Below are 13,922 nucleotides of genomic sequence, written 5' to 3'. Positions count from 1 at the left end.
AAAAACCTAGCAAAATATCATTGCTAGGTTACCAAGCGCGTTCATCTGAAAAACCATAAGATTCAACTTCATAAAGGTATTGACTTTGACTAATATCTTTTGGAGTGACCAACCAGCCACCATTACTATCGATATCCACGCCAATAGCATTAAAAACTTTCCAAACAATATCTGAACAATGCGTGAGATTCATGTTTGTCTTAGTTGCAATCAGATTATAATTAATATCTAAAAAATCTGACATCGCTCGTTTAACGAGTTCACTGATGGTTTCTTCAGTGCGGTTTTTGAGGCGTAGCACTTTCACAGTCGGATAATAGTCCCATTTTTCAAGTGATTCTAATCGCGAACTTGTTCCATACCCTAAGGCTTCAAGAACTAGTCCCGCTTCTGCATCGAGCACAATTCCAGCATGTCCATGGCGATAGAGTAGCGTATGATTAGATTTAGTGATTAAAATATCTCCATTTTGAATATCTTGAAGCTGATGGCACTTGACTTGTTGATTCTGCTCATCGACACAACGTTCTTCTAACGTGATAAGACTAATAGGATAATCTACGACTTTAAAGTCTTCAGTTGTTTGCTTCATCACTGAAATAGAATTCTCAGCATGATTTGGCGTATAAGCATTCAGTTCAACTAAAAAATTTAGCATGGAAATGATTAAAATAAAAAAAAGAAATGTAATGAAATAATAGTTTGGTTTCATTTGATCCTCCAAAAGTGGTATAAGACAAAGTAGTTTCTCTATTATAGCATACATTTCTTTCATTTATACAAGATTTTCTTACTTGACCCATGATTCATACTATAAAATAACAAGATTTTCTTACTTGACCCATGATTCATACCATAAAATAAAGGTCATTAAGGTCCAAATTTTACGACTATGATCCCCTCTTCCTTTAGCATGGGCTTCTAAATAGGAAAGCGCCACCTTTTGATTGATGAGATGCTCACAACTTGGCGCTAAAATGATGTCCCGTGCTTCGTCGAAAAGTTCGTTTTTAAACCATTTTTTTAAAGGGACCGGATAGCCTTTTTTCGGAGCCTCAAGGACATGAGCTGGGATAAAGCCTTCAAAAGCTTCTCGTAATAAAATTTTTGTTTGAACCCCCTCTATTTTTTCACGATGTGTTAAATATTTCGCTAGTTCGAGTACCTGTTGATCTAAAAAGGGTACCCGAAGCTCTAAAGCATGTGCCATCGTTAGTCGATCTGACTTCACTAAGAGATCACCACGAAGCCACGTTTTTAAATCAATCATTTGCATTTGTGTTAGTGGATCGAGATTCTTGATTTGATCATAGATCGGATGGGTAATCTTCGTAAAGGAGTGAGACGGCTCATAAAAGGATAGGAGCTGCTCTTTTTCTTGCTCGTTAAAGACGAAGGCATTCCCAACATATCGATCTCTTAACGGAATACAGCCGCGTCTGATAAAGTTTTTCCCTTTCATATTCGGCAAATGATTCGCCACCCATAGAAGTATTTGTTTCATTGGTTTAGGAATCGGGTTAAACAGTTTTAAGGCATCGACTTCTCGATAAATTCGATAGCCACCGAAAAGCTCATCGGCACCCTCACCTGATAAGATGACTTTGACATGTTTTCTTGCTTCTCTCGCGATGCTATAAATGGCAACACTTGAAGGATCAGCAACGGGGCTATCTAAAAACTCAATGGCTTGCCTAGCTTCTTTCATGAATTCATGAGCATTTAACGTTTTTGTCGTTAAATCTAGCTTTAATTTTTCTGCTGTTTTTATGGCCTCATTGATTTCGCTATAACCCTCTTCTTCAAAGCCGATTGTAAAAGCTTTTAAATCCTCTTTAAACGCTTTAGCACATGTTGTAAGGATAGTAGAGTCTATGCCCCCTGATAAAAAACAGCCAACTTCTACCTCACTTTGTAGGTGAGATTTGACGGAAGAAACAATGGCTTGCTGGAGTTCTTCCTTTAAGACATAGGACGTTTTTTTAGTCGGTAATAATTCTACTGTGGCATACGTCTTTATCCTTAGTCCTTTCTCAAGTGAATAAGTTAAATAAGTCCCTGCTTCAAGTGCTTTAATATCTATGAGGCATGTATCAGGCTCGGGAATGTATTGAAAGGTAAAGTAATGCTGGAGTGCTTTAAAATCGAGAAACTGTTCTTTATCGTATATGGATTTAAACACTTTAAGTTCCGATGTTAGGAAGATTCCATCGTCAAGGTGGTAATAATACAATGGTTTAATCCCAAACCGATCTCGAACAGCAATTAATTCTTGTGTTATTTCATCGTATAGCACAAGGGAGAACATCCCTCGCAGTTGAGACATGAATTCTAACCCTAATAACTGATAAAGAGTCACAATCACTTCCGCCTCACAAGAAGTTTCAAAACTGAATCCTAATTTCTCAAGTTGAGTGCGAAGTTCTAAATAATTATAGATTTCTCCATTAAACACAAGGTGGCACGTCTTATCACTTGAATGAAAAGGCTGTGATCCACCTTCTAAATCAATAATACTTAAACGATTGAATCCTAAAATAAGTTGTTCAGATACATATAATTGTTCATCGTCTGGTCCACGGTACTTTATTTGTTGTAAAGCATACTGCATGAATTGGAGATCCTCAATCGTTGTTTTATTTTTCATCAAGACAACTAATCCACACATGGTTATCACCTATTCAGCTAACTTATAAGATAGTTTACGAACTGATTGTCTTAGAAAGAACTAAAAAACAAAATAATTAACACAAACATTTGTTCGTTCCTTATTCGAACGGTGAGAAAAATAGACTCAGCTACGTGTATTTTTTGCTAAATGAGTGATAAATGACTTATTTTCATGCAATGATAACGCTTAATCAGGTCAGGTGCCATTTTGCCACCGTCTGGATAATCTTAGAACGAATGTTCGGAAATATAAAAAAGATAGCAAATGCTATCTCTTTTTAACAGTTAATAATCGTTCCACCATTGACATGGATGGTAATACCAGACATATAAGATCCTTCATTAGAAGCTAGCAACACGTAAGCACCTGCTAATTCTACGGGATGTCCCATACGTTTCATTGGCACATTCGCTCCATGTTGAGACACTTTTTGAGCATCAAATGACGCTGGAATAAGTGGTGTCCAAATGGGACCTGGTGCCACTGCATTCACGCGAATCCCTTTTTTAGCTAAATTAGAAGCCAGTGAACGAGTGAAGGCTGTTAAGGCTCCTTTTGTAGATGAATAATCCAATAACGTTTCATTTCCTTCATAAGCAGTGACTGATGTTGTGTTAATGATGCTATCTCCTTCAGTTAAATGCGGCACCACAGCACGCGTTAAATAGAAGGTTCCGAAATAGTTGACCGCAAATGTTTTATGAAGGTCTTCATCTTTAATTTGAGTGATTTCATTTTGTGGATATTGAACAGCGGCGTTGTTTACTAAAATATTAATTTGATTAAATTTTGCTAATGTTTGATTAACAATGTCCTGTGCGAAGCTTGGATTCGTCAGATCACCTTGAATTAATAAGCATTCACCGTGCGCCTGCTCAATAGCTTGTTTAGTTTCATTCGCATCTTCTGTCTCATCATAATAAACAACAACCACTTTTGCTCCCTCTTTGGCAAAAGCAAGCGCAACAGCACGCCCGATTCCGGAGTCGCCACCTGTAATAATCGCCACTTTATTTTTTAAGCGTCCAGAACCATTATTGTATTCAGGATGATCATAGATCGGTTTGGGATCCATTTGTGATTCAATCCCTGGTTGTTTCGTTTGAGTTTGTGGTTTTGCGGTTTTGGGAAACTGACTGCATGGGCTAGTCATTTAACAAATCCTCCTTTTGATTAAAACATTCATTGATAGTTTTCACAAATGTCCTATTTTTATAAGAAAACCTTGAATGAAAATATGAACAAAAAGGCCATTAAATGTCTCTTGTCGAACCGCAAGACACATGCTATATTATAAGGTAGCAAAGTTCAAACTTTTTAGAGATTTAGGGGGACATGAGATGGATATTAAGCAACATGTTGGAATGAGAACACTAAAAACAGGAATAGCCGTTGTCATCACCGCCTGTCTCGGAAATACCTTTTTAATTAGTAACCCTTTTTATGCCGTGATTGGGACGGTGTTTGCGATGCAAAATACAGTGAAAAGTTCCTTTGTGGCAGGAAAAAATCGATTACTTGGCACCGTACTAGGAGCTATCATTGGTTACCTATTTGCACTTGTCCATTTTGATCACCCACTTCATCTTGGTTTTGCAGTCATTGTGACGATTATTTGTTGTAATGCTTTAAAAATAAGCTCCTCTATTATCATTGCAGCAACCGTCTGTATTTCTATTTTAATGGGGATTACAGCCGATCAAAATCCACTTATTTATTCTCTTTTACGTACGACAGATACTTCAATTGGAATCATTGTGGGGATTTTAGTCAATTATTTTATTGCACAGCCGAATTACTTAGGGCGTTTAACGGATGAGATTGAAAAGATTGAACAAATGACGATTGAACTGGTCAAAAATATTTTAATTCATCAAGACTTAAATATATCTCCTTTAAATTCTGAATTAAGTCGTTTAAATGCGTTATATCATAATTATTGTGCTGATACAAAATTTCATAAGAATCCTGTTTCCTCTAAAAAATTAAAGAAATCCATTGATGCGTGCCACGACATTTATTTTCATGCTAAGTGTATTGCTAAACTGGAATTAGAGCAAACAGAGATGACGTTTGATAATAAAATGGAGATTATTGAATTTTTTAATCAAGGCTGTCAAGAAAAAGTCAAGCTTAGGGAACCGATTCATCCTATTTTTGAATATCATATTCATAAGATGTTAGACCAAATTTATTTATTAACCTCTACCGTTGAAGATTTAACGGAGCATTTGAATCCAACACAAGAATAAAAGGACTAATCAACGATTAGTCCTTTTATACTATTTTTAGAGTGAATCGGTTAATGACATGATGTTTACCACATCCAGGCATCTGCATCGCAAAGATAAGAGCTTCTTGTTTTGTTTTCCACGCAGAGTAATGACAGATTTTTACGTTATTTTCGGGAACAACATAAAGACAAAGCCAGAAGTATTCTGGATGAGCCAACACCATTTCTAAGTCATCAATATCAATGATGACATCTCCATCTAGTTCTAAAATTAAGATAGCTTGGGCTAGTGTATATTTATTAATATCAATATCTCCTTCATTCCATTTATCTTCGATGGTTTGAATGATATCGTTGATTTCTTTGATTAACTCATGTCCTTCAAGGGTTAAATCTAAGACATAAGGTGTGAATTCAGTCTCTAAATGACTGTAAATGCGATACAGGGCTTTTCGAACTTTTGTTAGCTTGGCACACTCCTCTTTGAGTTTGTGATAAAGCGATCGATTAATCAAGATGATAATGTTATTGTTTTCAAGCAAACTATGACAACATTCTAGAATTTCATCCATTTCGGATAGACAAGTTCCAATATTTGTCTTAATTCGTAACATTGTTTGACTTAACATCGCCTAAACACCCCCTTTTCTATAATATATGACAGTACCTCCTTCCGTGAGAACATAAAAAAAGAAGGCAGTTGCCTTCTTTTAAATAAACTGTTTTAAGTCACCGAGTGTATGGACGGGAGCGTGACAGCTTCCACCTTCACAGACGTAAAATGAGGGATCTTTTGATAAAGGATAGTCTGTTAAAAATGGAATTAAATCTGATAATTTGTTCTCATTTTCAGGGGTTTTTAAGATAACGGTTAAATTAAACAATGGAGATAAAGAAAGAAATGTTTTAAAATCTTCGATTTCATTGTCGTTTGTTAAGATAGCGATGAGTTCTTTACTTGATTCGAGAGCGAATTGAGCAGCGATTAAGTAAAAGGCATGACTAATTTCATAATGGGTCGCATGAGCCGCCATGAAGTTTAGTTGCTCCATCGCTTCTTTTTCTAATGTGGCGTCTCCTGTTAAGCGAGCTAAACGAATTAAGTTATAAGCTGCGACTGAATTCCCTGATGGCATGGCCCCATCGTACGTTTCTTTTGGACGAATCATTAAATGCTCAGCATCACTGCCATATAAGTAATAACCTCCCGCTTCACCATCCTTAAACAAGCGAATCATCTCTTGCGTTAGTCCGATGGCTTGTTTAAGATAGTCTGGGTTAAAAGTACTTTGATAACTTTCAATTAAACCATAGACATAAAAAGCATAATCATCTAGATAACCTAGATAATGACTTTTTCCTTCGCGGTAACGAGCGAGTAATCGTTTTTCTTCAAAGAGATGTTGATTAATAAAAGAGATTGTTTCCTGAATGAGGGTCTCATATTGCTGATCTTGTGTCACATGGTAAGCTTTTGCTAGAGCGACTAGCATTAAACCATTCCATGACGTTAGAATTTTATCATCTTTATGTAAATGATAACGTGACGCACGATACGTTAAAAGCTTCTGTCTTAACGGTTCGATGTGTGATTCGTCAAGATCAATGGATGCATGGAGACGATTGAGAATATTTTTTCCTTCAAAATTTCCAAGTGAGGTTACGCCATAATACGTATTAAAGAGTGCCCCTTCTGTTTCACCGAGTACCTCAATGATTTCTTCTGGTGTAAAGAGATAGTACTTCCCTTCTTCGCCTTCACTATCAGCATCTTCAGCACAGTAAAAACCACCGTCAGGATGATGAAGATTATTGAGGACATACTGAAGGGTTTTAGTGGCAATCATAAGATATCGTTTTTCTTCGGTGACTTCGTAGGCTTCTAAATAAGTGATAATCAGTAGGGCATTGTCGTAGAGCATTTTCTCAAAGTGTGGAACAAGCCACTCATCATCGGTGGAATATCGGGAAAATCCAAAACCTAGATGATCGAAAAGACCACCTTTATACATTTGATCCAGTGTCTTTTTCGCCATTTTGATGGCATTTTGATCACCGGTACGTAACAGATACATGAGACGATGTGGGGTTGGAAATTTTGGAGCATCTCCAAACCCACCGTTTTCAAAATCATAACTCGCTTTAAAATGTTGCATGGCATGGGCAAAAAGTTTTGAATTGACTTCTTGATTAGAGTTTCGCTGTTCATTCATTTGTTCGAGATGTTCTTGAATGCCAGTTGTTACTTGTTCAATTTTTTCACGATTTTCAGACCATGTTTTAACAATGGCTCTTAACACATCTAGTAGTCCTGGTCGACCATAGCGACTATTTTTAGGGAAATAAGTCCCCGCATAAAAGGGATGAGCCTCTGGTGTCATTAAAATGGTGAGTGGCCATCCACCCTGCCCCGTTAAGCTCTGACAAACGGTCATATAAACACTATCAATATCCGGGCGTTCTTCACGGTCCACTTTAATTGAAATAAAGTGCTCATTTAAATAAGCCGCCACTTCTTCATCTTCAAACGATTCATGCTCCATGACGTGACACCAATGACACGTTGAATAACCAATACTTAAAAAAATCGGCTTATCTTCGGCTTTTGCTTTTGTAAAAGCTTCTTCATTCCATGGATACCAATCGACCGGATTATACGCATGTTGCAATAAATAAGGGGATAATTCATGAATCAAATGATTGGGGTGTTTACTTGTTGTCGTCACAAAATCAACTCCTATTCCTTTCAATAGCTCTAGTGTTTGAAAAGATCGGGCTTCCTATTCCATTTCAGGCAAGGTTAATTGAAAACGTTCGATCGTTTCAGGATAAATTTTAAGTGGCTTGAAACTTAATCGCTTAATTTCTCCCGCATTATCTACTGAAAAATAGAGTTCATAATCACCAATGGGATGATGAGCGCCAATCATTGGAGTGATTTTTAGGGTAACGGTCGTTGGTTTATAAGGTTCAGCTGTTAGGTCAAGTATCGACATTTCATAGTTATAGAGTTCCACACGCTTACCTAGGTCTTCTCCATAATACTTCACCATTTCTTCTTCAATAGCAGGTTGTAATAAATTGATAATGAGTTTTTCACAAGATTCAGGATTAACATTCATGGCATGAGCAGTCTTAGGAACTAAGTTGAAGGTAAGAACAAGAGAGAACATGACTAAAAACTGTCTCATTCGGTGAATTTTCATCTATAAAACCTTCTCTTGACATGAGTTTTCTGCTCTTATTTGTCATTCAAGGATTAAAAAAACACGACGTTGAATGTTTTTGATTTTATTCCCCTTCAGTCAGGAAGAATTGATTTAATTTTCAACATTCATTTATAGACTGGCTTCAATTATCAAATATAGGGATGTCGTCTAATTCTTTGGTCTCTTGAAACGTTTGGGTTTCAATGTCTCCTAAAGAATCAATCAAGTACGTGGCGATATAATGAGCATAAACTTTCTCTTCATTTAAAAAAGAGGAAAAGGCTAATTTAATGGAAATTTGTGTTTCATTGATTGGTTCAATGTGAAGAAGATTGATCTCCTCTGAGTTGACTTTTAAGGGTGTAACGGCTTTTTCTTCTCTTATTTTTGCAATAATTTTAGGATATAACAGGTTAATAATCAGTTGACTTTTTAAGTCCATCCTTGTTATGTTTTCCTTTTCCTGAGATTTCTGTTTAGAATCTGGTGGGATCATTAAACATAAAAACATCATACTGATGATTAGAATGAGACTATAAACGAATCGTACATCCATACTGGCTTCCTCCCTTTTAACGCTTAGCTTAATATTTGAAAGAAAACAGTGACTTATTCAAAAAGTGATGATTAAAATGCTAAATAGCCTTACTAACTCATCCGTTCATCCCCAAAGACATAAAGTTGATTTTTTTAGAGGGTCATCATCACTCATGGGATAAGACGACCTTTAATCGATTTAAACAGCCAGTCAAAAAAACAAGCAAGCCAAGGCCTATAAAGCCTTTACTTGCTTGTTCATGATTGCTATGGATTAAAAACTAAGATGATTTATTCTAGAGGAACGAATGGTCATCACGCCAAATGATTTCCACAGTGAGGACAGTATTGGTACGTGGCGTCTACCACTTCGTGACAGTGATGACAACGTCGTTTATTTTCTGATGGGGTATAAACGATTTCTTGATCCCATAAGGTGAGTTCCATCTTCTCATCCGCTTCAAGTGCTCTCCCCTTTTCTAATGGGATTTTAGCAATCGTTTGGCAGGTGTCACAAACAATATAATATTCTAAGCGCCATTTCCAGATTGGAATAAAAAAGAAATGGAATTGATGGTAGTGTTTAAATAATGTGAATTTTTCTGTTCCACGACAGTGCTTGCACATCGTAGCGGGTAGTGGTTTAAGTTCAACGTTTTTTGTCTCTATTCCAAAAATACCAATAAAAAACATAAATCAAAAATCCTTTCTTAACATGCTCTTTCTTTTATTATAATGAACTTTTCGTGTGTTTTAAATAAGAACTCATCAGAAACATTCCAACTTTTAAGAATTTTTACAATCAAATATAGGAATAGAAACACCATCTTTTTGACTTGTTTTTATATAATATAGTAGTTTATAGAAAAGGACGTGAAAAAAGATATGGGTAATACGTATCAAACAATGCCTTTAGATCCCACGACAAATTATCTAAAATATGGTCAAAAATTTCCCCCAACTCAAATGACTTATGATCAAACTTCAAATAATGTAGCAGCCATTAACCAGCGTAACGATTTATCACAGTTGAATGATTTAATTAATTTAAGTAACGCTGACCTAGATAACAATTTTATTTCAACGTTAACTAGTATTTTTCATGTGGGTGATACGATCATTATATATGAAAGTATTTCCGGTTACATTTCTTCTGGAGCCCTTCTTTCAAATATAACGATTAAACCCGGGACTTATGTTATTTCTAAAATAGTAGAAGGTAGTCGCCATCCTATTCGTATTCCAAAAACTGGTAAAGCAGCAGGGGCGTGGATTGATGGCATGACCCTTTATAAACCTTTGTCAGGCTTCTTTGTTGAAGATAGTATATCTACTAGCCAACCACTTGTTCCTATTTTTACTGATACTAAAACACAAGGTTTTTGGGGTGATGATTCAATCGGATTAAACCTTCCCAATCTCTTTATTGAAGGTGAGAAAGTAATTGTGACAAAAAATATCGTAGGTTACAAAACGTCAACCTCATTGAAACGAGCCAAATTTATAAAACCCGGGACTTATTATATTTATAAATACGTTGAAGATGCTACTCATCCTCTCAATATTACTTCAAATCCTGGAATAGCGGGCACTTGGGTTGATACAACTTACATTGAAAAATAAAACAAAAAGGATATGCAAATTTTTACGCATATCCTTTTTGTTTTGATAGAACTGAATTAAACGATAAAAAGTAAAAGTCACAGAAGTGCAATTATGAATCCATTGTTGTTTCTTACTGGGACGATGGGATGTAGAAGATTTATGTGTCTATATACAAAAAAGAGAGAAACTCTCTCTTTTAAACTAATTGATTAATCCATTTTTTCGAGCGTACACGGAACATTCCGAAGAAGACTTTGACTGCTTCTTCTAATTGAACGATAATAGCAACGATCAGAAGTGGCGCATGGAAGAATTTAACCGCGATAAAGGTACCTAAAACACCAACCGTCCATAAGACCCCTAACTCTAAAATCATCGCATATCTCGTATCTCCACCCGCGCGGAAAACACCAACGATATTAATAATATTAATAAAACGGAACGTTAAGCCTACCGCAAAGACAATTAAAACGTGTGACATGAGCGTAAGTGTTGATGGCTCGAAGTCTTTATATAATTGAAGCATCACAGGAATACACATGACAAGCATTAGTCCTGAGATAATTCCAAGGACAATCCCTACCTTTAAGAATAAGATTGCATCTTGATAACTCTTTTCTTTCTCCCCAGCTCCTAGTTTCTTACCAAGCATGACCGTCGATGCATTTCCAACCCCAATTGCTGCAATAAAGAAGATATTAAAGATTGAATTGACAATATTCATAATGGAAATCGACTCCACATTAATCATCCCGTAAATCACCATGTAAGCCGTTGTACCAAGTCCCCAGAAGCATTCATTGATCACGACAGGTAAACTTGTGACAATCAGTTTATTAATGAGCTCACGATCAAACGCTAATAACACCGATAACTTAGGATTCATCGTCTCTGTTTTTAAATAAGCAAAGCCAATCACTAGGATAAATTCAACGATACGTGAAACAAGGGTCGCAATGGCAGCCCCGATGACCCCTAATTGAGGGAACCCGAATAATCCGAAAATTAAAATTAAGTTAAGGATCGTATTTAACGTTAGGGCAATGATCGAAGCAATCATTGAGAATTTAGGTTTTTCGACCGCGCGTAACCCCATACTAAATCCAAACGATAAAATCATGAACGGATAACTTAAACAAGCAATACGTAAATACTTGGCACCGAGTTCTTGAACCGCGACATCTTGAGTAAAGATACGAATAATCTGTTCTGGAATTAATAGAGCTAAGCCCGTAAAAATAGCAGCTAATCCAATCCCTAAGACTAAAGTAAATCCTAGTAAGCGGTGAATGTTCCGAATCTCTTTCTTTCCCCAAAACTGAGCAAAGTAGACCATTCCTCCACTATAAATTCCGAACATCACCATATTTAATAAAAAGTAATATTGGTTTGAAACCCCAACCGCAGCCACTGCATCAACTCCAACTTTTCCAACCATCAGTGTATCAACCATGTTTAAGCTTGAGGTCACTAATTGTTGTAAAGCGATAGGAAGCGCAATAATCCATAAATCTTTGTAAAAGGCAGCATTTTGTTTAAAATGTTGCTTCAAATTCATCATATCACATCCTTATTTTTTCCATTAAAAAGAGGAAGACTCCATGTTCTTCCTACCATTTACTTCTCTATAATCTATCAGATTCAATTTCCCTTGTCAATGACCGTTTCGTGTTCTGCGATTAAATTAATTTCATCACCTAAGACTTCATGGCGACGACTGAGTTGTTTTAACGTGAGTGTGTCAAAAGCTTTACATTCAATCGCTGCCATTAACTCCATATCACTAATAAAAATGGTCTCAACTTTACGATGATCAACATATAATTGCGAATCAATATTAAAGCCAGCTCCATAAACCATGAGCCCCGCTTCCGTCCACTGATAATCCTCTAATCGTTGTTCATTTAATCCAAAATGAAGTGTTGTTTGATGGGTAGTAAACACCTGATTCGTCAAATAAGCCTTTCCTTCTAGCTGATCATATTGCGACAAACGTAAAATATCTTGATAACATTCATGGTCTTTATAGGTAATATGAAGCTGTTGCATCATGGATAAAGGGATATTCAATGTTTTCATCAGCCAAGTCCCTAATTGATAGCACTCCAATTGTTTCGGAAGTGGATAGTCAAAGCTTGGATGAAAGTGTGAGATAAAATAAGGGACTTCATACTGATTATAGGGATACATCGATTCATCATTTAAAATTGGAAGATTAGGTAAATGATCAGCAAACATCATGAGAATTACCTCTTGCTCAGATGCTTGCAGTTCCTGAATTAAACGATGAATTTCTTGATCGAGCTGATAAATACGCTTCGCATAATCTTGTAGGGCATACTTCATCTCTATGGACATAGGTCCTTCTACTTGTATCAAGGGATGATCATCAGGCGTCTCATCATAAGGCTGATGAGTTCCAACCGTAATCCCGTAAATAAAGGCTTTCTGATCAGTTGCTAATGTTTTTAAAACATAATTGACTAAATCCGTGTCATTCATTTGGGATAAATCATGGGGGACCCCTACTCCACTCATATATTCGATTGGAATATAGCGTGAAAAGCCAAGGTTTTCATATGCTAGATGTCGATTATAAAAATTTCCTTCATAATTATGAATTAACGTTGAGCAGTAGCCCATTCGTTCTAATTGAGAAGCCAATGACTCAACGGGTGTATGTTTTAAAAATGAATGATGCGGAATTTCTCCTGGTTTTAATAGCTCTGCATTCATCGACGTCAAAATAGAGAACTCCGTTTTAGCTGTTCCTCCCCCAAAGGTCGGGACACGCATGACGCCACTTTTTTCTTGCTGCATCAACTTACGAAAAGTTGGAATGGGATCTTGGCTAAATGAGACCCCCTCTAACCTTAATGGATCAAAAAATGATTCGAGCTGTAAGAGAATGATTTGCGGGCGATGCACGGGCCCCTTTGAAGGGGGATAAGTGATCCCTTTCAAAATTTGAGTCATCATCTCTTCGTTATAAGTATCTGGTTTACGGTTAAGGTACGGATAAATCGAGTCTGCCATCGCATAGGCAAAGCCTATCTCCTCATCCTCAACGGAAGACGACTCAACAGGCTGCCCTTTCTCGATTCGATTAAAGATGAAGGCAGCAAGTGTCACGTAGATCGACGCTAATAGATAATCAAGAGATTTCACGGAATATTGGATTTGATACCAGCCATATCCAATATGGAGAATGATCGCCATTCCAGCAATAATAAGAGCAATCACCCATGGTTTAAAATAATGTGAAGATAAACTCAGTCCGTCTTTAATCAGGAAGATATCCGAAAACATTAAAGGGTATCCTCGTAAATGGGTCACAATGGCATTCATGATCGCAAGAAATAACCAAAAAAACGTCATAAATCCAATAAAAAAAAGTTTACGTGAAACGAAGAATGAAAAAACTAACGTTGCAGAGACAATTAATAAATTAATGGCAAAATAACCTGGCCGTTTTCTAACAAAGTTGAAAGTCTTAATGATGGATTGAAATTTAATCATCTCCATGATTAAGGTTAAACTAATTGATAAGAATAACCATCCGATCCAATATTCCATATTCTCCCCCCATAAAAGAACATCTGCTTAAAAATAAAAATTAACACAAAATTTGGTATCTTTCAAGTATCTTCAAGATAAATGATTGTAT

The 13,922-nt window shown here is 36.4% G+C and carries 12 protein-coding genes; 2 read left to right on the top strand and 10 right to left on the bottom strand.

What is annotated here, in order from left to right:
• Positions 1-28: 28 nt before the first annotated feature.
• The 3 genes from NEH75_RS01875 to NEH75_RS01865 form a co-directional block, all read right to left on the bottom strand.
• Positions 29-712, bottom strand: coding sequence for a YiiX/YebB-like N1pC/P60 family cysteine hydrolase (locus tag NEH75_RS01875; RefSeq protein ID WP_055305113.1), 684 nt, complete (start codon positions 710-712; stop codon positions 29-31).
• 120 nt (positions 713-832) lie between these two features.
• Positions 833-2,668 carry an asparagine synthase (glutamine-hydrolyzing) gene (asnB, locus tag NEH75_RS01870; protein ID WP_262948424.1) on the bottom strand — a complete coding sequence of 612 codons (1,836 nt, stop codon included), beginning with the start codon at positions 2,666-2,668 and terminating at the stop codon, positions 833-835.
• Between the two features lie 280 nt (positions 2,669-2,948).
• Positions 2,949-3,824, bottom strand: coding sequence for an SDR family oxidoreductase (locus tag NEH75_RS01865; RefSeq protein ID WP_055241764.1), 876 nt, complete (start codon positions 3,822-3,824; stop codon positions 2,949-2,951).
• 187 nt (positions 3,825-4,011) lie between these two features.
• On the opposite strand from NEH75_RS01865, the gene NEH75_RS01860 reads away from it, so the two are divergent.
• Positions 4,012-4,923 (top strand): FUSC family protein, encoded by a 912-nt coding sequence (locus tag NEH75_RS01860; protein WP_055305109.1) that lies wholly within the window; start codon positions 4,012-4,014, stop codon positions 4,921-4,923.
• A 25-nt stretch (positions 4,924-4,948) separates the two neighbouring features.
• On the opposite strand, the gene NEH75_RS01855 is transcribed toward NEH75_RS01860, so the two are convergent.
• From NEH75_RS01855 to NEH75_RS01835, 5 genes are all read right to left on the bottom strand, one after another.
• Entirely contained in the window at positions 4,949-5,533 is a 585-nt protein-coding gene (locus NEH75_RS01855) for a hypothetical protein (RefSeq protein WP_055305107.1), read from the bottom strand.
• 81 nt (positions 5,534-5,614) lie between these two features.
• Positions 5,615-7,630, bottom strand: a complete 2,016-nt coding sequence (locus NEH75_RS01850; RefSeq protein WP_262948422.1) for a thioredoxin domain-containing protein — start codon at positions 7,628-7,630, stop codon at positions 5,615-5,617.
• 54 nt (positions 7,631-7,684) lie between these two features.
• Positions 7,685-8,110: a DUF3888 domain-containing protein gene (locus NEH75_RS01845; RefSeq protein ID WP_068759714.1), complete on the bottom strand. Its 426-nt coding sequence runs from the start codon at positions 8,108-8,110 to the stop codon at positions 7,685-7,687.
• A gap of 145 nt (positions 8,111-8,255) precedes the next feature.
• A complete protein-coding gene (locus tag NEH75_RS01840) occupies positions 8,256-8,669 on the bottom strand; it encodes a hypothetical protein (protein WP_262948421.1) in 414 nt (137 codons plus the stop codon).
• Positions 8,670-8,965: 296 nt separating this feature from the next.
• Entirely contained in the window at positions 8,966-9,343 is a 378-nt protein-coding gene (locus NEH75_RS01835; RefSeq protein ID WP_262948420.1) for a zinc ribbon domain-containing protein, read from the bottom strand.
• Between the two features lie 180 nt (positions 9,344-9,523).
• Here NEH75_RS01835 and NEH75_RS01830 point away from each other — a divergent pair, with 180 nt between their 5' ends.
• Positions 9,524-10,273: a hypothetical protein gene (locus tag NEH75_RS01830; RefSeq protein WP_262948419.1), complete on the top strand. Its 750-nt coding sequence runs from the start codon at positions 9,524-9,526 to the stop codon at positions 10,271-10,273.
• A gap of 178 nt (positions 10,274-10,451) precedes the next feature.
• Here NEH75_RS01830 and NEH75_RS01825 read toward each other — a convergent pair whose 3' ends face one another.
• Positions 10,452-11,813 (bottom strand): MATE family efflux transporter, encoded by a 1,362-nt coding sequence (locus tag NEH75_RS01825; RefSeq protein WP_055305097.1) that lies wholly within the window; start codon positions 11,811-11,813, stop codon positions 10,452-10,454.
• An 83-nt stretch (positions 11,814-11,896) separates the two neighbouring features.
• Complete coding sequence (locus NEH75_RS01820) at positions 11,897-13,831, bottom strand: LTA synthase family protein (protein ID WP_262948417.1); 1,935 nt, start codon at positions 13,829-13,831, stop codon at positions 11,897-11,899.
• Positions 13,832-13,922 lie beyond the last annotated feature (91 nt).

The organism is Turicibacter sp. T129, assembly GCF_025594975.1.
GTDB lineage: Bacteria > Bacillota_I > Bacilli_A > MOL361 > Turicibacteraceae > Turicibacter > Turicibacter bilis.
The sequence above is the reverse complement of the archived record's forward strand: the minus strand, read 5'-3'. Positions and strand labels throughout refer to the sequence as shown.

Excerpts from the sequence above, each read along its gene's own strand:
- NEH75_RS01855 (WP_055305107.1), bottom strand. The coding sequence starts at position 5,533 with ATGTTAAGTCAAACAATGTTACGAATTAAGACAAATATTGGAACTTGT.
- NEH75_RS01845 (WP_068759714.1), bottom strand. The coding sequence starts at position 8,110 with ATGAAAATTCACCGAATGAGACAGTTTTTAGTCATGTTCTCTCTTGTT.
- asnB (WP_262948424.1), bottom strand. The coding sequence starts at position 2,668 with ATGTGTGGATTAGTTGTCTTGATGAAAAATAAAACAACGATTGAGGAT.
- NEH75_RS01875 (WP_055305113.1), bottom strand. The coding sequence starts at position 712 with ATGAAACCAAACTATTATTTCATTACATTTCTTTTTTTTATTTTAATC.
- NEH75_RS01820 (WP_262948417.1), bottom strand. The coding sequence starts at position 13,831 with ATGGAATATTGGATCGGATGGTTATTCTTATCAATTAGTTTAACCTTA.
- NEH75_RS01860 (WP_055305109.1), top strand. The coding sequence starts at position 4,012 with ATGGATATTAAGCAACATGTTGGAATGAGAACACTAAAAACAGGAATA.
- NEH75_RS01825 (WP_055305097.1), bottom strand. The coding sequence starts at position 11,813 with ATGAATTTGAAGCAACATTTTAAACAAAATGCTGCCTTTTACAAAGAT.
- NEH75_RS01835 (WP_262948420.1), bottom strand. The coding sequence starts at position 9,343 with ATGTTTTTTATTGGTATTTTTGGAATAGAGACAAAAAACGTTGAACTT.
- NEH75_RS01840 (WP_262948421.1), bottom strand. The coding sequence starts at position 8,669 with ATGGATGTACGATTCGTTTATAGTCTCATTCTAATCATCAGTATGATG.
- NEH75_RS01865 (WP_055241764.1), bottom strand. The coding sequence starts at position 3,824 with ATGACTAGCCCATGCAGTCAGTTTCCCAAAACCGCAAAACCACAAACT.